We start from the raw sequence: 23995 nt of genomic DNA, 5'->3' as shown, positions 1-23995 counted from the left end.
TATCCGCCGCTGCCTGCCCTGGGTAATTCGAAATCTCCACAGATGGAGCCGCTGACTATGGCTGACCTCATCACCAACCTCGCCGAAGCCCGCGCAGCTCTCGCCGCGACCGGACCCGGCATCTACGACATGCCGAACGAGGTCTATCACGCCGACCCGTGCCCGACGCCGAGCCTGTCGGCTGGCGGCGTGGACACCATGCTCGACGAATGCCCCGCCCGATTCTGGTGGGAAAGCCAGCGGCTCAACCCGTCGTGGGAGGCGACCGAAACGACGGCGTTCGGCCTCGGCAAGGCCGCCCACATTGTTTTCCTGGAACCGGGCCTGTTCGAGGCTTCGGTTCGCGTGATCGAGGCGGACGATTACAAGACCAAGGCGGCCCGGACGGCCAGAGACGAGGCCCGCGCCGCTGGCCAAATCCCCCTGCTGACAGAGCAGCATCGGCAAATCATCGACATGCGCGACGCCCTGTTCGCCAACAGCTTCGCCCGCGCCGCTTTCGAGCGGCCGGGGAGGTCGGAGGTGTCTGCTTTCTGGCGTGACCCTGTCACCGGCGTTTGGTGCCGCTTGCGGGCCGACCGGGTTCCAGATGATCAGTCTTATCTGATCGACTACAAGACAGCCATCGATGCCAACCCACTCGACTTTGGGCGGGCGGCTGACAACCTGCGCTATTACCGCCGTGCCGCATGGTATCTGGACGGGTGGCAACTGGCGACGGGCAACGAGCCGAAACATTACTGGTTCGTTGTTCAGGAAAAGTCGCCGCCATATTTGGCCAGCGTGATTGAGCTCGACAGCTTTGCGCTCGACGCCGGTCGGCAGGAAAACCGCGAGGCGCTCGACCTGTTCGCCCGGTGCCTTAAGGACGGCCAGCATCGTGCGGCATGGCCGGGCTATCGCCGCCGCGATAGCCTTGACCAGGACACCGCCTTTCGGGTCGGTATTCCCCCTTACGCACACCAACGCATCGCCGAACGCGGCCGATCAATCACCGAGCGCGCCGCGCCAGCGGCGATTCGCCGCGCCGTCGAAAACGCCTTCATCCCTGGAGCATGACCATGGGCATTCTCAATTTTCAGCCTGCCACCCGCGCGGGCGCTCGCTTACTGATCCAGTTCTACGGAGGCAGCGAATCCGGAAAAACGCTGTCCGCCCTTAAGCTGATGGCAGGCATGGAGGCCGACCCGTCCAAGAGGGTGCTGATCGACACCGAGGCTGGGCGCGGGCGGCTCTATTGCGACGCCATCGCTGGGGGCTACGTTTATGCCGAGTTGACCCCTCCCTTCAGCCCGGAGCGGTATATCGCCGCCCTGGATGAGGTGGAAAAAGCCGGGTTCACCGTCGCCGTGTTCGACAGCCTTTCGCACCTGTGGGGCGGTGATGGCGGTGTCCTCGACATCGCCGACAACAACGGCAGCAAAGGTGTGGCGAAGTGGAAAGACCCGAAGGCCCGCCTGGAGAAGGTCAAGCGCCGCCTGCTCACCAGTCGGTGCCACCTGATCTTCTGCACCCGCGCCAAGCAGCCGATGAAAGAAGTCGAGGTCAACGGTCGGAAGGAGTGGGTGCGCCAGGACGAATGGGTCGAGCAGTTCGATAAGTCATGGCGGTTCGAACTGACCCTCGTTCTTCAAATGGTCGGCCGGGGCCACTTCCTGCACGAATACCCGAAGGGGAAGGTGCCGGACGCCCTTAAGCCGATTGTCGAGGGGATTGACCTCATCAACGAGGATGCCGGGCGCAAATTGGCGGCATGGGTTTCTGGTGGCGAAATTATCACCCCGGCGCAACAGGCGTTGCGAGTTCAGGCCGAAGAGGAAGCCAGGAAGGGCCGAGCCGCTTTGACGGCGTGGTGGAAGGTCCAGACGAAAGATACCCACGCCTTCCTGCGGACAGTGTCTGAGAATCTTGGGTCGATCGCCAGATCCGCCGATGAGGAGCGCGAACGGCTTGACCGCCTCCGCCAGCAGCAGGAACGGGACGCCGATCCCCAATCCTTGAGCGACCCTTTTGGCGCTGGCGGGATGCAAAAAATCGGAACCCTCTCCTCCGAAGCCGCCGCCGGTCTTGCCCAGATGCAGGCCGCGGCGACGGAAGCCGAGGTCGATGCGGTGTGGGAGGCGCTCGATCTTGAAGTCTGCCGCGAACTCGGCTCCGGCGCGCTGGACGAGCAGCGGGCGCGGGTGAATGGGGAGGGGTAGGGGATGATTGATGTTGTTCCGGACGAGCGGTTCCTCCGGCTGCCCGAGGTTCTGAGCAAGGTGGGGCTGTCCAGGGCGACGGTTTACGCCAAAATCAAGGATGGGGATTTCCCCGCGCCGTTGCGGCTGTTTGGTGGTCCCTACGTCGCATGGAAGCAGACGGACGTTCTCAATTGGATGGGCAGGCAGATAGAGCGGCAGGGAGGGGGGTGACCCCTCCATCTGCCCAAGCCAGAAAACGATATGTGGGTTACGTTGTGGGTTGATCGTTTTAGGAAACAAAAAAGCCAATCCTTTTCAAAGGATTGGCTTGAATTTGTGGCGGAAGCGGTGGGATTCGAACCCACGGAAGTCGCGAGACTTCGGAGGTTTTCAAGACCTCTGCCTTAAACCACTCGGCCACACTTCCCCTGTCGCGAGGGGGTAAACGCGATCATTCACCCCAGAACGCGAAGTCGTTTTGACAGATACCCTGACGGCGGTCGCGGCGCAAGCCCCTACGGCTCAGGCAGCGGATTCTGCGTCCAGAGCGTAGCCTGCGGCACGCACGGTACGGATGATGTCGCTTTCGGTGTCGCAATTCAGTGCTTTGCGCAGGCGACGGATATGAACGTCAACGGTACGAGGCTCGACATAGATGTCTGGCCCCCAAACCGCGTCGAGCAACTCCTCGCGTGAGAACACCGTGCCCGGATGCTGAAGAAAAAACTGTAACAGCCGGAATTCAGTCGGGCCGAGATGGATGGGCCGGGCCGCTCGGGTCACCCGATGGGCGGCCAGATCCATGCTGATATCGCCCCAGGTCAGTTGTCCCTTTTGCGGTACCGGCTGGGCGCGGCGAAGCAAGGCGCGGGTGCGGGCCATCAGTTCGGGCAGCGAGAACGGCTTGGTCAGATAATCGTCGGCCCCGGTGTTAAGGCCGCGGATCTTGTCGCTTTCCTCGCCGCGCGCGGTCAACATGATGATCGGCAGGTCGCGGGTGGCGGGTTTCCGCCGCAATTGGCGGCAGACCTCGATCCCCGATAGCGACGGCAACATCCAGTCGAGCAGAACCAGATCGGGCCGCCGCTCGGCGACCAGGGTCAAAGCCTCTTCGCCGTCACCGGCTTCGCAGACGCGAAATCCCTCTTTCTCGAGGTTATAGCGCAACATGGTGGCCAGAGAGGCTTCGTCCTCGACAATGAGGATCAGCGGCCTCGCCTGGCCTGCGGGAGTGGCGTCACGCGGGCTCATTCCGGTCCTCCGACGGTGTTGCCCTTGGGCCGCAAGCCAGCGGGCGAGGTGCCGAGAATTTGATAATGCAAAGCCTCGGCAATGTTGGTGGCATGGTCGCCGATCCGTTCGATATTCTTGGCGATGAACAGCAGATGGGTGGCGGCGGTGATGGTACCTGAATCCTGTGTCATCAGGGTTATCAAATCCTGCATGACGCCATTATACATCGCATCGACTTCTTCGTCGCGGCTCCAGACGCCCAGTGCCTTGGCGACGTCTTTTTCCAAATAGGCGTCGAGTACGTCCTTCAGCAGGCCGCGGACCAAATCGCCCAGGCGCACCACTCCGGCCACCGGGACGGAGACTCCGACATGGTGCAGAACCAGCGAGCGTTTAGCCAGATTGGCGGCATAATCGCCAACCCGTTCGATTTCGCCCGAGATGTTGAGGGCACCGACGATCTGACGCAGATCGACCGCCATCGGCTGGCGCAGCGCAAGCAGGCGGACGGCGAAGCTCTGCACCTCTTTGTCCAACTCGTCGATGCGGATGTCGCCTTCGATCACCCGTTGGGCCAGGGCTTCGTTGCGACGTGACAGAGCATGCAGGCTAGAGGCGAACTGAGCCTCGGCCATGCCGCCCATCCGGGCAATGATGCCGGTCAGATGGGCCAGTTCCTCGTCGTAGGATTTAACCGTGTGGACCTGCTCTTCCATGCGAACCCCCTCAGCCGAAACGGCCGGTGATATAGCCCTGAGTCAGTGGCTGCTGTGGGTTGGTGAAGATCTGTTCAGTGTCGCTGACCTCAATCAGTTTGCCCAGGTGAAAGAACGCGGTGCGCTGGGACACGCGGGCGGCCTGCTGCATCGAGTGGGTGACGATCACGATGGTGTAATTTTCACGCAAATCGTCGATCAGTTCCTCGACCTTGGCGGTGGCGATCGGGTCGAGCGCTGAACACGGCTCATCCATCAGGATTACTTCGGGGCCGACCGCGATGGCGCGCGCGATGCACAGGCGTTGCTGTTGTCCGCCCGATAGGCTGGTGCCGGATTCGGTCAGCCGGTCTTTGACCTCGGCCAGCAAACCGGCCCGCTCCAGGCTGGTCATCACGATCTCGTCCAACTCGTTCTGATCGCGGGCCAGACCGTGGATACGCGGGCCGTAGGCAATGTTGTCGTAGATCGATTTGGGGAATGGATTGGGCTTTTGGAACACCATCCCGACTCGTGCCCGTAACTGCACCACGTCAAGCGCGCGGTCGTAAATATCCGAGCCATCGAGCGTCAGGCTACCGCTGACCTTCGCGCCTTCGACCATATCGTTCATGCGGTTGATGCAGCGCAGGAAGGTCGATTTACCGCAGCCCGAGGGGCCAATCAGCGCGGTGACCTCGCCAGCGCGGATGTCGAGATCGACCGCCTGCAATGCATGCTTTTCGCCGTAATGAACGCTGAGGGATCGGGCCGAGACCTTGGCGCAGCCCTGGGGACGATGAGCGGTAACCTGACTGTTCATGATGAGACTACCATCTCCGTTCGAATTTTTTGCGCAGCAGGATCGCCGATAGGTTCATCAGCGCCAGGAACAGCAGCAGCACCATGATGGCCGCCGAGGTCCGTTCGACGAAGGCGCGTTCCGGGCTGTCGGCCCACAGATAGACCTGAACCGGCAGCACCGCCGCCGGGTCCAGCGGCGTGGCCGGGATATCGACGATAAAGGCAACCATGCCAATCATCAGAAGAGGGGCCGTCTCGCCCAGGGCGTGAGCCATGCCGAGGATGGTTCCGGTCAGAATGCCGGGCATCGACAATGGCAGGACATGATCGGTGACGACCTGAAGCTTCGACGCGCCCAGTCCGGCGGCGGCTTCGCGGATCGAGGGCGGCACCGCCTTCATCGCGGCGCGGGCGGCGATGATGATGGTGGGAAGACAGATCAGCGCCAGAACCAAACCGCCAACCAGCGGGGCTGAACGAGGCATGCCGAGAATGTTGAGGAACACCGCGAGACCGAGCAGGCCGAACACTACCGAGGGCACTGCCGCCAGATTGTTGATGTTGACTTCGATCAGGTCGGTCCAGCGATTCTTCGGTGCAAATTCCTCAAGATAGACCGAGGTGGCGACCCCCAGTGGAAAGCTGACCAGCAGAGTGATGACCAGCGAGAAGATCGAGCCGACCACCGCGCCCCACAGACCCGCCAGTTCCGGTTCGCGCGAATCGCCCGAACTCCATAGCAAGGTGTTGAAGCGGGTTTCGACCGCGCCACGGGATTCCAGTTCACTCAGCCAGCGGAGTTCGTTGTCTGACAGGCGGTTGCCGGCGATCCCCTGCTGGCGCGGGATATGGCCCTTGACCGCCATGTCGATGTCGTCGTCGGCCAGCAGCCATAGGCTGCGGGTCTGGCCCAATAGCGACGGATCGGCGGTCAGCATCTTGCGCAGGTCGATATCTGCCCCGGATGAGACCATCGCCCCCAACTGGCGCTGTTCGGCGCGGGTCTTTGCTTCGGGGAAGGTGCGATACAGCGATTGCTTGATGATCGCCTGATAATTCGCGGCGGCCAGTGCGTCGGGGCCGGTGTCACCTTCGATTCCCAGCAGAGCGGAATCGAAGGTGACGTCGATCCGAACATAGGTTTGCACGAAGGCGGTAATGCCGTTACCGACGATGGTGAACAGCAATATGCCGAGGAAACCGAGAGCCAGCAGAACAGCGCCCAGACCGACGGCGCGGAACCGGCGCTCTGCATTGTGGCGGCGCTTCAGCCGCGCGGCAACGATCTCGGCGGTGGGACGGACGGCACCAAGCCTAGCCATTTGCGTGGTCTCAGTCATATTTTTCCCGGTACTTGTTGACGATGTGCAGGGCGACTGCATTCAACGCCAGGGTGATGGTGAACAGCGCCAGACCCAGAGCAAAGGCGGCCAGGGTTTTGGGGCTGTCGAATTCCTGATCGCCGACCAGGAGGGTGACGATCTGGGTGGTAACGGTGGTAACGGCTTCCAGCGGATTGGCGGTCAGGTTGGCGGCCAGACCGGCGGCCATGACCACGATCATCGTTTCGCCGATGGCGCGCGAAGCGGCCAGCAGAACGCCGCCGACGATACCGGGCAACGCCGCCGGGATCACCACTTGCTTGATGGTTTCCGACTTGGTTGCGCCCAGTCCGTAAGCGCCTTCGCGCAGGGATTGCGGGACGGCGGATATAACGTCGTCGGACAGGGACGACACGAAGGGAATGATCATGATCCCCATCACCAGACCGGCGGCCAGCGCGCTTTCCGAGGCGACGGTCAGCCCGAGCGAGGTGCCGAGGTCACGGATAAACGGCGCCACCGTCAGGGCGGCAAAGAAGCCGTAGACCACGGTCGGGATGCCGGCCAGGATTTCCAGCATCGGCTTCACCACCGAGCGGAAGCGGGGTAGGGCGTATTCGGACATGTAGATCGCCGAGAGCAGGCCGAGCGGAACCGCGACCACCAGGGCGATTCCGGCGATCAGCATGGTTCCGGCGAACAGCGGCACCGCGCCGAAAGCCCCCGAACTGCCGACCTGATCGCTGCGGATCGCCATCTGCGGGCTCCAGGCCGTGCCGAACAGGAACTCGCTGACCGGAACGAAATGGAAGAAGCGCAGCGATTCGAACAGCAGCGACAGAACGATGCCGATGGTGGTGAAGATCGCGACGGTGGACGCCATCACCAAAAAGACGGTGACGACCCGTTCGACCCGATTGCGGGCGCGCAGGTCGCGATGGATGTGACCGCGCGCCCAGGCCAGACCGGCGACGGCCAGGACCAGGGCAACGACGGCGGTCGCGCCGAACAGGGTCTGACGTAACGAGAGATAATGGCGGGCCGCTTCGGCGACCGCATCCGATCCGGCGGTCTGGCCGTTCAATGCGACGTTGCGGACTTCGTTGTAGACCAGCGACAGTCGTTCGTCGGACATCTCGGCCAGTTCGGGCGGCAGGGCCGAGATCACCAGGGCATGCAGCAGTGACGGCTCGAACGCCAGCCAGCCAACGACCACCAGCAGGGCGGGAATGCCGCACCACAGGGCGACAAGGTAGCCATGATGGTTGGGGAGCGAATGCAGCAGGCGGGGATTTCCCTCCACGACCGCCAGGGCTCGGCGGCGCCCCGTACTGAAACCGATACCCGTAAGAGCGAGAAGAACGACGGTCAGAATGAGAAGCTGCATGGGGATCGTCTAACTGGTGAGCGGGGTGCGGCATCTTTGCCGGCCGGGACTGTAACAGACCGGCCGCAGAAAGATAGCAGCCGCCCCGGTGGGGCGGGGCGGCTGCGGACGATCTTACTTCGTCAGGGTGACGAGCGAGGTGGCCTTGGTGGCCCATTCCTTGCGCTCGCCATCGGCCAGCGGGATCAGGCCCTTGTCGGCGAGATAGCCGGTCTTGCCCCAGGACTTTTCCGAGCTGTATTCGGCCAGGAATTCCTTGATGCCGGGGATCTGACCGACATGGGCCTTCTTGACGTAGATATACAGCGGGCGCGACACCGCATACTTGCCGGAGGCGATATCGTCGAAGGTGGGGGCGACGCCATCGACCATCGACCCCTGGATCTTGTCCTCGTTCTGCTCCAGGAAGCTGTAGCCGAAGATGCCGAATGCATTCGGGTTGGCATCAAGCTTCTGGACGATCAGGTTGTCGTTCTCGCCAGCCTCGATATAGCCTCCGTCCTCGCGGATCGACGAGTACGCCTTCTTGAAGGCTTTTTCGTCGGTCTTCTTCAGTTCCTTCAACTCGGGGAAGGATTCGGCTGCGTGTTCGAACACCAGTTCGATGAAGGCGTCACGGGTGCCCGAGGTCGGCGGCGGGCCGAGCACTTCGATCTTCTGCGTGGGCAGCTTGGGATCGATCTGATTCCAGGTCACATAGGGGTTTTCGACCAGCTTGCCGTTGACCGGCACTTCCTTGGCCAGGGCCAGGAACAGTTGCTGACGGGTGACATCGATATGTTTGGCGCGCTTGGCGGCCGCCAGAACAATGCCATCATAGCCGATCTTGATCTCGACGATTTCGGAAACGCCGTTCTTGGCGCAATTTTCGATTTCGGAGGCCTTGATCGCGCGGGAGGCATCGCTAATATCTGGATGGTCGGGACCAACACCGCCACAGAACAGCTTGAAGCCGCCGCCAGTTCCGGTGCTTTCGACCACCGGGGTCTTGAACTTGCCGGTCTTGCCGAACTGTTCGGCCACCGCAGTGGTGAAGGGGTACACGGTCGACGAGCCGACGACGCGAATCTGATCGCGGGCGTGAGCGGTGCCTGCGACGGCGAGCGACGCAACCGCAATGGCGGCCACGGCCATGGTCTTCCTCAGCATGAGACCTCCGATGGAGCGAATAGAACGGTGCCGGGGACAGTTCCTCGGCACAGCCACCATATCGACCGGGGGTTACGTCTCCTTGACAGATATATGAAGGTTCCGTGACGCCTGCCGGGCGGTGGACGGGCGAATCCGCCAAAGCTTCTCGAACAGGGTCGGCTGGAGTATGTTACCTCACCCTGGTCCAGGCGAATCGGTCGCCATCGGGTGTCTGGGAAAAGTAAGGCCAAGATATGAATATTGAGCCCGGTCAGCAGATGGCCTCTTCTCTCGCTGAAGACGAGGCCAGCCGCGCCGACCGTCCCCCGGCCGGATGGCGGCTGTGGTGGCTGGCGATCCGTCCCCGCACCCTGACCATGGCGGTTGCCCCGGTTCTGGCCGGTACCGCGCTGGGTTGGGCCGAGGCCGGTCATTTCGATCCGCGCCCGTTTCTGGCTGCGCTGGGTGGGGCTTTGCTGATCCAGGCAGGAACAAATCTTCATAACGACGTTGCCGATGCATTACGCGGCGGTGACCAGCCTTTGCGCCAGGGGCCGCCCCGTGTTACCGCGCTGGGTTGGGTGACGCCAGGGCGGGTGCGTGCCGCTGCTCTGGTCTGTTTCGGGCTTGCCTGTCTGTTCGGCCTTTATCTTGTCACGTTGGGCGGACTGCCGATTCTGGCGCTGGGTCTGGCCTCGCTGGCCGGCGGCTGGTGCTATTCCGGCGGGGCGCGCCCGATTGCCTACGGCCCGTTCGGTGAAGTGTTCGTGATTGCATTCTTCGGTCTCGGCGCGGTAGGGGGCAGTTATTACCTTCAGGCCCACGGTCTTAGCCTTTCCGCCGTGATTGTCGGTCTGGCGGTAGGCTTGGTAGCGGCCGCCGTGTTGATGGCCAATAATTACCGCGACATGGAGGCCGACCGTTTGATCGGGCGGCGCACACTGGCGATCCGCGCCGGATTGCGCAACAGTCAGGCGCTTTACGCCGTGATGGTGCTGGCACCGTTTGTTCTTCTGGTCGGGCCGACCGGCCCGGCGGGCGGATGGTTGGTGTTGGGTGCGCTGCCGATGGCGATCAGTCTGATCCGCCGTTTCACGACCGAGGCGCGGGGACCAGCCTTTAACATCATTCTCGGCACGACGGCCCGGCTGCAATTGCTGATTTCGGGATTGTTGACGCTCGGCCTGATTCTCTAGAAAGGCGCGTCCTTTGGCTCCCTCATCCCTGGTCTATCCGTTCAGTCAGCCGCCCGAGCCGGGCCAGCTGATCCAGGTCGCTCCTGGTATTTCCTGGCTGAAAATGCCGTTGCCCTTCGCGCTCGATCACATCAATCTTTGGGTGCTCGACGACGGTTCCGATGGGATGGCGCTGGTCGATTGCGGTGTCTCCGACGACCTCACCCGCACTTTATGGAGTGAATTGCTCGACGGGCCGCTGGTTGGGAGGCGGGCGACCCGGCTGATAGCCACCCATTTCCACCCCGATCATATCGGGCTGGCGGGGTGGCTGGCGGCACGGCTTGACGTTGGGTTGACGGCAACACGGTCCGAGTGGTTGTTCGGGCGGATGCTGTGGTTGGAGAGCGATCCCGACTATGCCGCTAACCAAGCCGATTTCTACCGCAGCCTCAGCCTCGATTCCGCGTTGTGCGACGAGATCGAGCGGCACGGCAACACCTATCGCTCCCGTATCGATGCGGTACCACCCCGGTTCGAGGCGATTCGCGAGGATGATGTCCTCACCATTGGCGGGCGGGACTGGCGGGCGATCGTCGGCGGCGGGCATTCTCCCGAGCATCTGTGCCTGTATTGTGCCGAGGCTGGGGTGCTGATCTCGGGCGATCAGGTTCTGCCCCGCATCAGCCCGATTGTCGGGGTTTGGCCGCAGCAACCCGACGAAGATCCGCTATCGGCGTTTCTTGACTCGTTGATGCGGTTGCGGGCCTTGCCCGAGGATACCTTGGTCCTGCCGTCGCACGGCCTGCCGTTCCGGGGGCTGCACGCCCGCATCGATGTGTTGGCGGCTCATCATGCCGAGCGGTTAGAACGGACTCTTGAGAGTGTCGAAACTCCGGCGACGGTGGTCGAAGTGATGCGGGTGTTGTTTCCTCGTCCGATGGATTCCAATCAGACGGTGTTCGCCGCCGGAGAGACGGTGGCTCACTTGGCCCATCTCGCGCAGCGGGGCGAGATCGTTCGAGAGACCGGGCCGGGCGGGGCGTGGACCTACCGGCGCTGATCGATGGCGTCGAACGCCAAGTTTAGAACGATGTCGGCCAGTTCCGCCGTATCGGTTGGCGGTGCCGCCATTACGATCCGATGCCCGCCGCTCCGCTCTGGCCCGAACAAAGCGGGCAGATCGAAGCGGGCGTGGCCGCCTTGTGACAGCAGCAGCGGCAGCACGACAGCCGGGCGTCCGGCGACCCAATCGGGCCAGGATGCGGCAAGCGGTTCCTGTTCCAGAAACAGTGCGGTGACGGCGGCAAAGCGATGGGTTGCCTCGATCCGCGTGGCGATTGCCTGGGCGGTTCCGGCCGCACCTTCCGGTCGGGATGCGCCGTGGCCGATCAGGAGTAGAACCGACGATGCGGGAGAGAGGTCGGCGGTTGCGGCGGCCCGTTCCGCCGTCCGAGCGATCAGCGCGGCAAAGCCGGGATGAGCACCGACCGGAGGCGTCAGCAGGATGCGGCTGCCTTGGCGTAGCGTCAGCGGCCCGTCAAGTTCGGCCTGCTCGGCCAGCCGGGTTTCGGCGAAGGCCCCACCGCCGGTCAATACCGGCACCACCACGGTCAGAGGGGCAGGGGCGGGTGGCTCCAGCCGTGGTTCCTGCTTCAGGAAACGTGCATCGACAGACGCGAACAGATCGCGGCGGCGCAGTTCATCGGCCAGCGCTTTCAGGGGGGCGCCGGCTTCGGGATGGCGGGCCGAGCCGTGGCCAACCAGCACCAAAGCGGGCCGATCCGCCATCATCGCGCGTCGAACCAGTCCAGTTCATCGGATAGCGAGACCACCTTGCCGATCACGATCAGGGTCGGTGGATGCAGCTCGGCAGCGTGAGCACGATCATAAAGAGTTTCCAGGGTGGCGATCACCCGGCGCTGGCGTGGCGTGGTGCCGTTCTCGATCGCGGCGGCGGGGGTATCGGGCGGCAGTCCGGCGGCGATCAACTCGGCCGACGTTTCCTTCAGCGATTGCAGCCCCATGTAAATCACCAGCGTGGTGTCGGGATCGCCCAGCGTGTCCCAATGCAGGTCGAGCGGCTTGCCCTCGCGCAGGTGGCCGGTGACGAAGCGTGCGCCAGTGGCCAGCCCGCGATGAGTCAGAGGAATCCCGGCATAGGTCGAGACTCCGGCCGCGGCGCTGATTCCCGGCACCACTTCGAAGGCAATGCCGTTGCGGGCGAGGAACAGAGCCTCCTCGCTGCCACGTCCGAACACGAACGGGTCGCCGCCTTTCAGCCGCACCACGTCGCGGCCGGAACGGGCCAGTCGCAGCAACAGGTCGTTGGTTTCGCTTTGGGTCAGGTAATGGCGACCGCATTCCTTGCCCGCGAAGATTTGCTCGGCATCAGGGGGAATCAGGGCCAAAATCTCGGCACTGACCAGCCGGTCATAAACCACCAGTCGGGCGGAGCCGATCAGCCGTGCCGCCTTGACGGTCAGAAGATCGGGATCGCCGGGACCGGCTCCCACCAGGGTCACCTTGCCGAGCTTCGCCGCCGGATCATTCGCCGTTGTCATAAAACCTCACGCTTTGGCCCCGGACGGGGCGCGAGCGGCACTCCTAACACAGGCCGGGGCGCGAGGGCCACCGAAACGCCACGGAATCGATTGCGGGCGACGCGGGGTTCGAGTGAGGATGCCCGGCTTGAACCAATCGGGTGGGGACCAAGGCGAAGATGGATGCGGCGAAAATGGCGGAAATCGAGCGGCTGGCGGGCCAGTCCGAGGTGCTGTATCGCGCCGGACGTCTAAGCGAGGCCGAAGCGGCCTGCCGCCGTCTTGCCGGTTTTCTGCCCGACCATCCGATGATTCATTACAATCTGGCTCGGGTGCTGAAGGATCGCGGCAAGACCGCTCCCGCCGCCGCCGCCTTGCGCCGTGCCGTTGCCCTGGCGCCGGAGATGGCCGAGGCGTGGCTGAATTTAGGAATGCTGCTGACCGAATCCGGCCGTTTGGACGAGGCCGAGGCGGCGTTTCAGTCTGGTCTCGCCACGCGCCCGGAAGTCTGGATGCTGTGGTCAGGGCTGGCTCGCATTCATCTGGCTCGCGGGCGGCGTACCGCCGCCGAATCGGCATTGCTTCGCGCTCTGGAACTGGCCCCCAAAGCACCGGCCTTGCTGGTTAATCTTGGCAATCTGCGGCTTGAATCCGGCCGGGCGGTCGAGGCGGCTGCCCTGTTCGAGCAAGCGGTGGCAGTCGCGCCGACCATGCCCGAAGCGCTGCTGGGCGCAGGAAATGCCGTTCGCCGTTCGGGCGATCCGCTGGCTGCACTCGATTATTACCGCCGTGCCGTTGCTGTCCGCCCCGGCGATCTGGGGCTGATCGGGCGGTTGGCCGAGGCCCGTCTCAGTCTGTGCGATTGGGATGGGATCGAGCGTCTGCGCTCCGATCTGGTCGAACCGGCGCTGGCCCAGCCCGGTCCTTGGATTGGGCCAATGCAAGCCTTGACCCTACCGCTGACCTTGACGCCCTCCGAAGGGCAGGTCTTTGCTCGCCGTCGCGCTGATCAGATCGCCGCCGAGGCCAAAGCGTCGGGGCCGTCGCCTCGGATCGCCCGAGCGGGACGACGCGACCGGCTGACGGTCGGCTATCTGTCGGCCGATTTCCACGACCATCCCACCAGCCATTTGATGCGTGGCCTGTTTGCCGCCCATGATCGGGCAGCGGTGCGGGTGGCGGCGCTGTCGCTCGGTCCCGACGATGGCAGCGCCTATCGCCGTGCCGTGCGCGAGGGATCGGACCTGTTCCTCGATCTCGCCGCCGAGGACAATGCTGCTGCCGCCGCCGCGATCGCCAAGGCCGGGATCGACATCCTGGTCGATATCAACGTCCACACGCGGGGCAACCGCCTGGCCCTGACCGCGCTACGACCGGCGCCGGTCGCCGTCAATTGGCTGGGTCTGCCGGGAACCAGCGGCGCGTCCTTCATCGATTGGGTTATCGTCGATGGGGTTGTCGCACCGCCGGGGGCCGAGGCTGCTTTCTCGGAAAGCCTGCTGGTTCTGCCCCACTGTTATCAGCCCAACGACCGCACTCAGCCGATATCGCCCGATTCGGCCGAACGCGCCGCATACGGGCTTCCCGACGGCGCGTTCGTGTTCTGCTGCTTCAATCAGGCCTATAAAATCGAGCCGATCATGTTCGGTCGCTGGATGCGGATTCTCGAACGGGTACCGGACTCGGTGCTATGGCTGCTGGGCGATTCGGTGGCGATGGAGACCAATCTACGGCGCGAGGCACAGGCGCGGGGAATCGATCCCGCCCGGTTGGTCTTTGCTGCCCGCGAGCCCAAGCCCCGCCATCTTGCCCGTCATCGTCACGCCGGTTTGGGGCTAGACACTCTATTTTATAACGCCCACACCACTGCCAGCGACGCGCTGTGGGCCGGGCTCCCCATCCTGACGACGCCGGGTGAGGCTTTCGCTTCACGGGTCGGAGCCAGTTTGCTCGGTGCGTTGGGCCTACCCGAACTGATCTGTCCTGATCTTGATGCGTATGAAGAGAAAGCGGTGGCTCTGGCGACCGACCCGGCGGCGCTGGCAACAGTGACGGAGCGCCTCGCCGCAGCCCGGCTTTCCTCTGCGCTATTTGACACCGACCGCTTTGCCCGCGATCTGGAGCGAGGATTCCGGCTGATCTGGGATGCCGCCTGTACCGGACGCCGTCCGCGCCGGTTGGAGGTTCCGGCGTAAGAGTGACGGGATTCGACCGGAGCCTTGCGGGCCGTCAGTCCGCGACAACAGCGTCGTCGGGATCGTCGGCCCAGTCGGAATCTGGGCGGGGGATGCTGGTGATCCAGCGTTCCAGTTCCTGGACGTGCTCCTCTTCCTCCTTGGCCATTTCCGCCGCGAGACGGCGGATTTCGGCGGTCTCGCCATCTTTGGCGCGAGCGGCATAGAAATCGCGGCCTCGCCGTTCGTTGTCGAGCGCGAAACTAAGGGCATGATAGGGCGTCATGCGGTAATGAGTCCCCTCGACAGCGCCGACTTCGGGCGGTTCGAGGCTGTTCCAGCGATATTGCCAGGATTTCAACGCGGGCATTTCGTGCGGGACGGTACGCTCGGCGACCGAGGCCGCATGGTGGCGCGAAAATTCAGACATTTGTCGGAACAACTCGGCGACGTCTGGATTGTTGTGAACCTCCATGGTGTCGGCCAGCTCTTCGTAGCGATCGGCCGCTTCGTTCTCCATCGCCAGGGCATGGGCGAGAAACGTGGCAACCTTGGTCGGCATGTCGGAATCCTCCGTGCGGGAAAACCGCGATCGTGCCCCGTGCGAACGGGTCTTGAAGAGTATGCGCCAAGTGGCGGGACGAGGCCAATGCTCCAGGATGATGGCTCGTCTTTCGTCTCCTCATCGTGACAGGCGGGAGAATGAGGTCTAAGGTTGATCCAACCGCTTCTTCCCCTTCCTTTTCTTCCCCCGCGAGGAGTTCCATGAAGATTGCGTTTTCCAAGCCGTCGCTGCCCGCTCAGGGCGCCGTGGTCGTCGCCGTTGCCGAAGGCGGACTGTTGTCCACCACGGCCCAGTCGCTTGACGTCGAGACCAAGGGCAGCCTTGGACGGGCTATCGCCGCCAGCCGGTTCGAAGGCAAGAAGGGCCAGACCCTGACCCTGTTGGCACCGTCGGGCCTTGCCGCTTCGCGCGTGCTGCTGGTCGGGATCGGCAAGCCCAAGGATCTCGACGCCCAGGCAGCCCAGGCGTTCGGCGGCAACGCCGCCGCTGCTCTGCTGACGTCGGGCGAGACCGATGCGGCAATCGCCATTGACACCTTTGTCGGTCAATCGATCGCTCCGGCCGAATTCGCCGCCCAGACTGCCTTTGGTGCCCGGCTGCGCTCTTATCGCTTCGATAAGTACCGGACCAAGGAAAAGAAGGACGACAAGCCGTCGCTGAAGCGGTTGTCCCTGCTGGTCGAATCCCAGGCCGAAGCAAAATCGTCGTTTAACCGTCTCGACAAACTGGCCGAGGCGATCGACTTCACTCGCGATCTGGTCAGCGAACCGGCCAATATCATCAACCCGGAAAGTCTGGCCGCTCAGGCCGAAACCCTGGCCGCGCTGGGTGTCGAGGTTGAGGTTCTTGGCGAGAAGCAGATGCGTAAGCTGGGCATGGGGGCGCTGTTGGGCGTCGGCCAAGGCTCGGAACACGAATCGAAGCTGGTCGTGATGCGCTGGCAGGGAGCCGAGGATGCCAAAGCGGCTCCGGTCGCTTTCGTCGGTAAGGGCGTTACGTTCGATTCCGGCGGGATTTCGATTAAGCCCGCGGGCGGCATGGAAGACATGAAGTGGGACATGGCCGGGGCCGCCACCGTGATCGGTACCCTGCGCGCTCTCGCTGCCCGCAAGGCCAAGGTCAACGCTGTCGGCGTGGTCGGACTGGTCGAGAATATGCCATCGGGCACCGCGCAGCGTCCCGGCGATGTCGTTACGTCGATGTCGGGCCAGACCATTGAGGTCATCAACACCGACGCCGAGGGGCGGTTGGTTCTTGCCGATGCGCTCTGGTACACCCAGGATCGCTTCAAGCCGAAATTCATGGTCGATCTTGCCACCTTGACCGGGGCAATCATCATTTCGCTTGGCCATGAATATGCCGGTCTGTTCGCAGGCGACGACCGCTTGGCCGATCGTTTGACTGCCGCGGGTAAGGCGGTGGGCGAGCCGTTGTGGCGGTTGCCGCTGGGCGAGGCCTATGACAAGCAGATCAAATCCGACATCGCCGATATGAAGAATGTCGGCGGGCGTGAGGGCGGCTCGATTACCGCGGCTCAGTTCTTGAAGCGCTTCACCAACGACGTGCCGTGGGCGCATCTCGATATCGCCGGGATGGCGTGGTCCAAGAAGGACACCGCGACCTGCCCGAAGGGAGCGACCGCGTTCGGTGTTCGCCTGCTCGACCGTCTGGTTGCCGACGCTTACGAGGACAAAGGGAGCAAGTAGCCCGAGTGCGTATTTCTTTCGCTCGACCATCGGAGGCTCCTCTGGTCGGAACCGTCGCCGTTGGCCTGGGCCGACGGCGGCAAGCGAGGGCGGCATTCGCCGCCCTCGATCCCGATGGGCGGTTGCTCGGGGCGTTGAAACAGGCTGGGTTCACTGGCGATGCCGGTGAGGTCGAGTTGTTTCTTGCTCCACGGCCACCGCTTGACGCCCTGATCGCGGTGGGACTGGGGGGCCGCAAGTCTCCCGGCCCTGGACGGTTACGCCGTATCGGAGGGGCGTTGCTTGACGCCTTTGACGAGTCAGGGGCGGTGAACGCCTTGGCTGCGCTTGATCTGCCGCCCGAGATGGCGGCGGAATTGGCCTATGGGGTGCGGCTGAAATCCTATCGTCCATTGCGTCAATACCGGACCCGGCTTGATCCCGACGATGAGGACGACCGCCCGCCGGTGCTGGAGGCGGTGACGATCACCACTGACGATCCCGATCGGGCGCAGGCGTTGTTCGACGCCCGTGACGCGGTGGCGCAAGGCGTGTTTCTAGCCCGCGATCTGACCGACGAACCGGCCAACGTGCTGGGACCGGATGAATTCGTCGCCCGCGCCCGTCAGTTGGAAAGTCTGGGCGTCGAGGTAACGGTGCTGGACGAGACCGCGATTGCCGCCGCCGGGTTGGGGCTGTTGGCGGCGGTGGGACGAGGTAGCGCCCGCCCGCCGCGATTGGTCTTGCTCCGCTGGCGTGGTTGCACGGAACCGCCTCTGGTTCTGGTCGGCAAGGGAATTACCTTTGATTCCGGCGGCATCACCATCAAGGCCGACGATGACGAGATGGAGTTGATGAAGGCCGACATGGCTGGGGCCGCAGCGGTCATCGGTGCGGTTCGTGCCATCGCTGGGCGTAAGGCCTGCGCCCATGTCGTCGGCGTGTTGGCGTTGGCGGAAAACATGCCTTCGGGCCGAGCCCAACGTCCCGGCGACGTATGGGTGTCCGCTTCTGGCCTGACTGTCGAAGTGATCGATACCGATGCCGAGGGACGGCTGGTTCTGGCCGATGCGCTGGCCTATGCCGCCAGGACGCTCGCTCCGCGGGCGATGGTCGATATCGCCACTCTGACGGGTACGGTCGAAGAGGTTCTGGGCGATTTCTACGCTGGTCTCTACGCTAATGACGACCGGCTGGCAAAAAGGCTGTTGACGCTGGGCAAGGCCGAGGCCGAGCCGCTATGGCGGTTGCCGATCACCGAATCCTGTGACGAGGACATCAAGTCCGACATTGCCGATCTGCGCAATTGCTCGTGGGGCGAGGTGCCGGACAATGACGATGCTGCCCGGTTCCTGTGGCACTTCGTCCCGCCCGATCTGCCCTGGGCGCATATCGATATGGCGGGGAAGGAATTTGCCGACGAAGACGACCCGCTCTGTCCAGAATCCGCGACTGGCTTTGGAGTCAGGTTGTTCGACGCTTTGGCCGGAGGGTAAACAGGCGCTTGCCGCTTCGGCCTCGTGCGATACCGGCGAACGGAGCCTGGGTTGAGCTTAGGTCTGCGGCCCGTCCCGCACCGCATGGATAATCATGGCCGCGACCAGTTCGGCAATACAAGCATAGCCGTCATCATTGAGATGGAAGCGGTCATCGGAGAGGAAGGCTGGTGGCGGGGATAGCGAGGCCCAGTGACGCATCAGTTCATAGCGGGGAAACAGGGGCACATCATGCCGTGCCGCCGTTTCCCGCATGACTTCGACATACCGTTCATAAACCGGCTGAGAGCGCAGGCCGGGATAGAATTGCGGGTCCATCAGGATAAGGTCGATTCCGGCCTCGGCTAACCAAGCGATGCCCCGTTCGAGGTGGTCGCGGAACTTCTCCGGGTCGATGCGCGACACCGCGTCGTTGGTGCCGGTCTGCCAGATGACCAGATCGGCGCCTTCTTCGATGGCATCGTGATACAGGCGGGCGACCATTTCCTCGGCGTTCTGGCCGTTGATGCCGCTGTTGATCACCTCGATCTGGTCGTTACGGAATGCCTGGGCCAGCAGTTCGCCGAGGCGGGTCGGATAGGAATGATCGGCCGAACTGGCACCGAACCCGGCAGTCGAGGACGACCCCAGGGTCACCACCCGCACAGGGCCGCCACCGGCGAGCTTGGCGGCGACGTGGGGTAGAGCGTGACGATAGTCAACTCTCACGCTGGTTTCGGACGGGCAGGATTGGGGTTGGGCTCTGGCCGGTTCTATACCGAGTTGGCAGGCAAGGCCGATGGCTGCGGCGATGAGCCGAGTTGTTGCTCCACGCGAGAAACTCCAAGATACCATGACCGTCCCTTTGCCAAGAACATCAGGCCAGCCAATCCGGCCAGAACCACCGCCCCGGCGGTCAGCCGGTCGGCGTCGATCGCGAACAGGCACAGCTGGGCCAGGATGGCGAACACCGACCCGGTGCAAAAGATCAGGAGACCGTGCCGCCCCATCTCCTCAAGGCTCCGTCCGATTGGGCCAAGCCAGCGCAGGGCGGCGCGGGCACCGAAATGTGCCCCCAGATAGAGCAGGGCGAGGGCGTGGACCAAGCGGGGCACGGTCATGAACGTCTTATCCTGGCCAAACATGAAGAACGGCAGCGGTAGGGCGTCCGGCGATGGATAGTATCCAGCCAGTTTCATCCCCAGTCCGACCACGATCACCAGCCCGGCCGCCATCGCCACGAACGGATGATAGGGTACAGGGATCAGGCCGTTTCGGGCTCGGTTGCCGCAGACCAGACCGATGACGAACATCATTTGCCAGGCCATCGGGTTGAAAAACCAAGTCCCGCTGGTCGGGTAATTGGGAAAATTGAGGTCGCCGATCTGGACAGCCAGGTAAAGTCCGACTGACGGTGCCAGGGCTGCCCAGGGATTAATCTTAACCAGCGGCAGCATGACCGAAGCGGCAGCCATAAGAAGGATATAGAGGGGCAGGATGTTGAAATAACCAGCCTGATGCCCGAGCGTCACCACACCGATCAGGGTCGGCACTGGATCGAAGAAGATCGGGCCGAGATTGATCCAATCAAGCAGATGGGGATCGGCGGTGACCAGCGAGGCGGTAGCGGCGATAGCCGTGGCCAGCAGCAAGGTGAACAAGTGGAGGACATAGAGATTGAACGCCCGTCCCCACAGCCGGAAACTGGTGCGAACCAGCCCGTCACGCTCCATTCGACGGCCATAGACGATAGCAGCGGAATAACCAGCAAGAAAAACGAACAGCTCGGTGGCGTCGGACGGGCCGAAGTTGCGCGAGGTGAGTTCTTCTAGCGGATTTCCTGGGACGTGATTGATGAAAATCATGACCAGGGCTAGGCCACGAACGGCGTCAATCAAAGGGTCGCGGCGAGACTTGTCCATGGTCGGCATCCGGGGCGAGGTCTTGGTCGCGGATTTACTCCCCATTTTATTGGAACGTGGTTTGATTCGGCAAGTTTTTCGCCCCATGCCTCTGAGGCGGTCAATCGTTGCAATTGGATGAGTTTCATCGTAGTTAACATATTGATACAATATTGATTGTATTGAAGTCGGCCGAGGGTGCTTCGGTGAGCTAACTGAGAGGCTATCGGGAAAGCGTATGCGAAAGAGTATTATCGTAGCCGCCGTTGGCGCGTTATTGGCCAGCCAGTCTTTCGCCGCCGATCAGTCGATGGCCGTGATTCCCGCCTCCAGTTGGGACGGTTTCTATGCTGGCCTGAATTTCGGAACGGCGTGGGGTGCTACCGATTGGTCGGACCCGACTGGTATTCTCGCGGCCCCCAACGAATCCCTGTTCCCGGCCAGCGGCAGCCAGATGGGTCTTCTGGGCGGCTTGACTCTGGGCTACAATTGGCCCGTCGGACGCCATTGGGTGGTTGGAGTCGAGGGAGAAATCGATGCATCGACCCTCACCGGCAATGCCGTTTGCAGCAATCCCAGCGGTTTCTTCGGCTGGACCTGCCACTCGGAGATCGATGCACTCGCCAGCTTGGACGCACGGATCGGTTACGCCGAAGGGTCCACGTTGCTTTTCGTCAAAGGTGGCCCAAGCTACGCTCACCAGAGTCTCTCGATTTCCGCCGGGGACTACTACGTCCCTGGTCCGTCTATTGAGTCGACGCAGAACCTTTTAGGCGGAAATGCCGGACTTGGTGTTGAGCAAGCTCTGGGGGATGGCCTGTCGCTGAAGAGCGAGTTCACCCATTACCGATTCGGCAAACAATCTCTGGATAGCTCCTATTTGCCTGTTCAGAAGGCTTACGGAGCGACCGCCCGTCAGTCCTTCAATGCCCTGAAATTTGGAATAAACTACCATTTTAGCCCGTCGCCGGCGGTTGCCGAAGAGTCTCCCCCAATCCGCGATTTTTCCATCGAATTTGGCACGCGCGCGGGCTGGACTACCGGCAATTTCCGCTACGACCTGTTCGACCTATACAATAAATCTGCGATGAATTCCCGCCTGACCTGGCCTGGAACAGGCACGATGACGGAAGTATTTGGTCGAATTGACCACCATTCCGGGGCCTTCTTGAAAGGGTTTGTCGGCGGCATTTCATTCGCCGATGGCGCAGACATGTACGATGAAGATTTCCCACCCTATTCTGACCCCTATTCCAAAACTGTCCAGATCCGTAAGAATAGCCAGAGTATCTATGCGACCATCGATGTGGGCTACGCCTTCATGAGCGGCGGCTGGCGGGCCGGACCGTTTGTCGGCTACAGCTATTACGACGAACGGCAAAACGCTTACGGTTGCACCCAGATCGCCACCAATCCGCTTTTCTGCGAGCCTCCCGGATCGCCCTCACCCGTAGTCGGCCCAGACCAGCTTATGCTCAGCCGCAGATTCTTGTGGAACTCCGCCCGACTTGGCGTGGCCGGCGACGTCTGGCTGGCGGAACGGCTGAAATTGTCTGCCGAAGCGGCATGGCTGCCGTGGCTCAGCACCACCGGCAGCGAGGACAATCACTGGATGCGCCCAAACATCAACCCCTTGGGAGAAGATGCCGAAGGTAGCGGCTATCAGCTTGAGGCGACCCTGTCCTATTTCGTTACCGACCGTATGAGTATCGGAATCGGCATGCGTCGCTGGCGCATGCAGTCCCAGGGAACGACGCAATTCCCATTCGTCGGGATTCCCTCCTCTCCCATCCGCGAGGTCTTTGACCGTACCATGGTGTTCGGACAGGTCTCCTACACGTTCGGGGATCTCGGTAATGGGAAGAACTGGAATTGAGAGGCGACGAACATCATTTGCCAGGCCATCGGGTTGAAAAACCAAGTCCCGCTGGTCGGGTAATTGGGAAAGTTGAGGTCGCCGATCTGGATAGCCAGGTAAAGTCCGACTGACGGTGCCAGGGCTGCCCAGGGATTGATCTTATTGAGCTAACTGAGAGGCTATCGAGAAAGCGTATGCGAAAGAGTATTATCGTAGCCGCCGTTGGCGCGTTATTGGCCAGCCAGTCTTTCGCCGCCGATCAGTCGATGGCCGTGATTCCCGCCTCCAGTTGGGACGGTTTCTATGCTGGCCTGAATTTCGGAACGGCGTGGGGTGCTACCGATTGGTCGGACCCGACTGGTATTCTCGCGGCCCCCAACGAATCCCTGTTCCCGGCCAGCGGCAGCCAGATGGGTCTTCTGGGCGGCTTGACTCTGGGCTACAATTGGCCCGTCGGACGCCATTGGGTGGTTGGAGTCGAGGGAGAAATCGATGCATCGACCCTCACCGGCAATGCCGTTTGTAGCAATCCCAGCGGTTTCTTCGGCTGGACCTGCCACTCGGAGATCGATGCACTCGCCAGCTTGGACGCACGGATCGGTTACGCCGAAGGGTCCACGTTGCTTTTCGTCAAAGGTGGCCCAAGCTACGCTCACCAGAGTCTCTCGATTTCCGCCGGGGACTACTACGTCCCTGGTCCGTCTATTGAGTCGACGCAGAACCTTTTAGGCGGAAATGCCGGACTTGGTGTTGAGCAAGCTCTGGGGGATGGCCTGTCGCTGAAGAGCGAGTTCACCCATTACCGATTCGGCAAACAATCTCTGGATAGCTCCTATTTGCCTGTTCAGAAGGCTTACGGAGCGACCGCCCGTCAGTCCTTCAATGCCCTGAAATTTGGAATAAACTACCATTTTGGCCCGTCGCCGGCGGTTGCCGAAGAGTCTCCCCCAATCCGCGATTTTTCCATCGAATTTGGCACGCGCGCGGGCTGGACTACCGGCAATTTCCGCTACGACCTGTTCGACCTATACAATAAATCTGCGATGAATTCCCGCCTGACCTGGCCTGGAACAGGCACGATGACGGAAGTATTTGGTCGAATTGACCACCATTCCGGAGCCTTCTTGAAAGGGTTTGTCGGCGGCATTGCATTCGCCGATGGCGCAGACATGTACGATGAGGATTTCTTCCTCCCTCCCGACCCCTATTCCAAAACTGTCCATATCCGTAAGAATAGCCAGAGCCTCTATGCGACCATCGATGTGGGCTACGCCTTCATGAGCGGCGGCTGGCGGGCCGGACCGTTTGTCGGCTACAGCTATTACGACGAACGGCAAAACGCTTACGGTTGCACCCAGATCGCCACCAATCCGTTCATCTGCGAGCCTCCCGGATCGCCCTCACCCGTAGTCGGCCCAGACCAGCTTATGCTCAGCCGCAGATTCTTGTGGAACTCCGCCCGACTTGGCGTGGCCGGCGACGTCTGGCTGGCGGAACGGCTGAAATTGTCTGCCGAAGCGGCATGGCTGCCGTGGCTCAGCACCACCGGCAGCGAGGACAATCACTGGATGCGCCCGGACATCAATCCCTTGGGAGAAGATGCCGAAGGTAGCGGCTATCAGCTTGAGGCGACCCTGTCCTATTTCGTTACCGACCGTATGAGTATCGGAATCGGCACGCGTCGCTGGCGCATGCAGTCCGAGGGAACGACGCAATTCCCATTCGTCGGGATTCCCTCCTCTCCCATCCGCGAGGTCTTTGACCGTACCATGGTGTTCGGACAGGTCTCCTACACGTTCGGGGATCTCGGTAATGGGAAGAACTGGAATTGAGAGGCGAGGCCGCAAATTCGGCCCGCAGGATC

General features: G+C 62.3%; 22 protein-coding genes and 1 tRNA gene. 10 read left to right on the top strand and 13 right to left on the bottom strand.

Features of this window, described 5'->3' with window-relative positions:
• The first annotated feature begins 57 nt into the window (after positions 1-57).
• From PHAMO_RS18265 to PHAMO_RS02545, 3 genes are read left to right on the top strand one after another with little or no spacing between them, the layout of a single operon-like run.
• Positions 58-1059 (top strand): PD-(D/E)XK nuclease-like domain-containing protein, encoded by a 1002-nt coding sequence (locus PHAMO_RS18265; protein WP_051002353.1) that lies wholly within the window; start codon positions 58-60, stop codon positions 1057-1059.
• 2 nt (positions 1060-1061) lie between these two features.
• Positions 1062-2201, top strand: a complete 1140-nt coding sequence (locus PHAMO_RS18260; RefSeq protein ID WP_051002352.1) for an AAA family ATPase — start codon at positions 1062-1064, stop codon at positions 2199-2201.
• 3 nt (positions 2202-2204) lie between these two features.
• A complete protein-coding gene (locus PHAMO_RS02545; RefSeq protein WP_002726107.1) occupies positions 2205-2414 on the top strand; it encodes a helix-turn-helix transcriptional regulator in 210 nt (69 codons plus the stop codon).
• Positions 2415-2520: 106 nt separating this feature from the next.
• Here the strand turns inward: PHAMO_RS02545 and PHAMO_RS02540 are convergent.
• The 7 genes from PHAMO_RS02540 to PHAMO_RS02510 all read right to left on the bottom strand — a co-directional run bounded on the left by PHAMO_RS02540 (position 2521) and on the right by PHAMO_RS02510 (position 8773).
• Positions 2521-2610, bottom strand: a tRNA-Ser gene (locus PHAMO_RS02540).
• A gap of 95 nt (positions 2611-2705) precedes the next feature.
• On the bottom strand, positions 2706-3434 hold the full coding sequence (phoB, locus tag PHAMO_RS02535) for a phosphate regulon transcriptional regulator PhoB (RefSeq protein ID WP_002726106.1): 729 nt from the start codon (positions 3432-3434) through the stop codon (positions 2706-2708).
• Positions 3431-4132, bottom strand: a complete 702-nt coding sequence (gene phoU / locus PHAMO_RS02530) for a phosphate signaling complex protein PhoU (RefSeq protein WP_002726105.1) — start codon at positions 4130-4132, stop codon at positions 3431-3433. Before phoU ends, phoB begins: the two co-directional genes overlap by 4 nt.
• A 10-nt stretch (positions 4133-4142) precedes the next feature.
• Positions 4143-4934, bottom strand: a complete 792-nt coding sequence (pstB, locus tag PHAMO_RS02525; protein WP_002726104.1) for a phosphate ABC transporter ATP-binding protein PstB — start codon at positions 4932-4934, stop codon at positions 4143-4145.
• Positions 4935-4941: 7 nt separating this feature from the next.
• On the bottom strand, positions 4942-6255 hold the full coding sequence (gene pstA, locus PHAMO_RS02520; RefSeq protein ID WP_155801504.1) for a phosphate ABC transporter permease PstA: 1314 nt from the start codon (positions 6253-6255) through the stop codon (positions 4942-4944).
• The gene (gene pstC, locus PHAMO_RS02515; RefSeq protein ID WP_002726102.1) at positions 6248-7624 is read right to left on the bottom strand and encodes a phosphate ABC transporter permease subunit PstC; all 1377 of its coding nucleotides are present in this window, start codon (positions 7622-7624) and stop codon (positions 6248-6250) included. The genes pstA and pstC overlap by 8 nt, the downstream gene beginning before the upstream one ends.
• Positions 7625-7738: 114 nt before the next feature.
• Positions 7739-8773: a PstS family phosphate ABC transporter substrate-binding protein gene (locus tag PHAMO_RS02510; protein WP_002726100.1), complete on the bottom strand. Its 1035-nt coding sequence runs from the start codon at positions 8771-8773 to the stop codon at positions 7739-7741.
• Positions 8774-9033: 260 nt separating this feature from the next.
• On the opposite strand from PHAMO_RS02510, the gene menA reads away from it, so the two are divergent.
• Positions 9034-9951 carry a 1,4-dihydroxy-2-naphthoate octaprenyltransferase gene (gene menA, locus PHAMO_RS02505; protein ID WP_051002355.1) on the top strand — a complete coding sequence of 306 codons (918 nt, stop codon included), beginning with the start codon at positions 9034-9036 and terminating at the stop codon, positions 9949-9951.
• Between the two features lie 13 nt (positions 9952-9964).
• On the top strand, positions 9965-10993 hold the full coding sequence (locus PHAMO_RS02500; RefSeq protein WP_002726096.1) for an MBL fold metallo-hydrolase: 1029 nt from the start codon (positions 9965-9967) through the stop codon (positions 10991-10993).
• Here PHAMO_RS02500 and PHAMO_RS02495 read toward each other — a convergent pair.
• Positions 10981-11724, bottom strand: coding sequence for a CbiX/SirB N-terminal domain-containing protein (locus PHAMO_RS02495; RefSeq protein ID WP_002726094.1), 744 nt, complete (start codon positions 11722-11724; stop codon positions 10981-10983). The two genes, PHAMO_RS02500 and PHAMO_RS02495, sit on opposite strands and share 13 nt — an antisense overlap.
• Positions 11721-12494 (bottom strand): uroporphyrinogen-III C-methyltransferase, encoded by a 774-nt coding sequence (gene cobA / locus PHAMO_RS02490; protein ID WP_002726092.1) that lies wholly within the window; start codon positions 12492-12494, stop codon positions 11721-11723. The genes PHAMO_RS02495 and cobA overlap by 4 nt, the downstream gene beginning before the upstream one ends.
• 158 nt (positions 12495-12652) lie before the next feature.
• On the opposite strand from cobA, the gene PHAMO_RS02485 reads away from it, so the two are divergent.
• Entirely contained in the window at positions 12653-14668 is a 2016-nt protein-coding gene (locus PHAMO_RS02485; RefSeq protein ID WP_002726090.1) for an O-linked N-acetylglucosamine transferase, SPINDLY family protein, read from the top strand.
• Positions 14669-14702: 34 nt separating this feature from the next.
• On the opposite strand, the gene PHAMO_RS02480 is transcribed toward PHAMO_RS02485, so the two are convergent.
• Positions 14703-15209, bottom strand: a complete 507-nt coding sequence (locus PHAMO_RS02480) for a ferritin-like domain-containing protein (protein ID WP_002726088.1) — start codon at positions 15207-15209, stop codon at positions 14703-14705.
• A gap of 203 nt (positions 15210-15412) precedes the next feature.
• On the opposite strand from PHAMO_RS02480, the gene PHAMO_RS02475 reads away from it, so the two are divergent.
• Positions 15413-16918, top strand: a complete 1506-nt coding sequence (locus tag PHAMO_RS02475) for a leucyl aminopeptidase (RefSeq protein WP_002726086.1) — start codon at positions 15413-15415, stop codon at positions 16916-16918.
• Between the two features lie 5 nt (positions 16919-16923).
• On the top strand, positions 16924-18393 hold the full coding sequence (locus PHAMO_RS02470; protein WP_002726084.1) for a leucyl aminopeptidase: 1470 nt from the start codon (positions 16924-16926) through the stop codon (positions 18391-18393).
• Between the two features lie 57 nt (positions 18394-18450).
• Here PHAMO_RS02470 and PHAMO_RS02465 read toward each other — a convergent pair whose 3' ends face one another.
• Positions 18451-19101 (bottom strand): SGNH/GDSL hydrolase family protein, encoded by a 651-nt coding sequence (locus PHAMO_RS02465; RefSeq protein WP_162136938.1) that lies wholly within the window; start codon positions 19099-19101, stop codon positions 18451-18453.
• Between the two features lie 44 nt (positions 19102-19145).
• Positions 19146-20294: an OpgC family protein gene (locus PHAMO_RS02460; RefSeq protein ID WP_002726079.1), complete on the bottom strand. Its 1149-nt coding sequence runs from the start codon at positions 20292-20294 to the stop codon at positions 19146-19148.
• 256 nt (positions 20295-20550) lie between these two features.
• Between PHAMO_RS02460 and PHAMO_RS02455 the strand changes: the two genes are divergently transcribed.
• The gene (locus PHAMO_RS02455; RefSeq protein ID WP_162136937.1) at positions 20551-22149 is read left to right on the top strand and encodes an outer membrane beta-barrel protein; all 1599 of its coding nucleotides are present in this window, start codon (positions 20551-20553) and stop codon (positions 22147-22149) included.
• On the opposite strand, the gene opgC is transcribed toward PHAMO_RS02455, so the two are convergent.
• Positions 22107-22289: an OpgC domain-containing protein gene (gene opgC / locus PHAMO_RS20350; RefSeq protein WP_081504437.1), complete on the bottom strand. Its 183-nt coding sequence runs from the start codon at positions 22287-22289 to the stop codon at positions 22107-22109. The two genes, PHAMO_RS02455 and opgC, sit on opposite strands and share 43 nt — an antisense overlap.
• A 36-nt stretch (positions 22290-22325) precedes the next feature.
• On the opposite strand from opgC, the gene PHAMO_RS02450 reads away from it, so the two are divergent.
• Positions 22326-23963, top strand: coding sequence for an outer membrane beta-barrel protein (locus PHAMO_RS02450; RefSeq protein WP_002726076.1), 1638 nt, complete (start codon positions 22326-22328; stop codon positions 23961-23963).
• Positions 23964-23995: the final 32 nt, after the last annotated feature.

Origin of the sequence: Magnetospirillum molischianum DSM 120, assembly GCF_000294655.1 — a bacterium.
GTDB lineage: Bacteria > Pseudomonadota > Alphaproteobacteria > Rhodospirillales > Magnetospirillaceae > Phaeospirillum > Phaeospirillum molischianum.
This window is presented reverse-complemented; position numbering and strand designations above follow the sequence as displayed.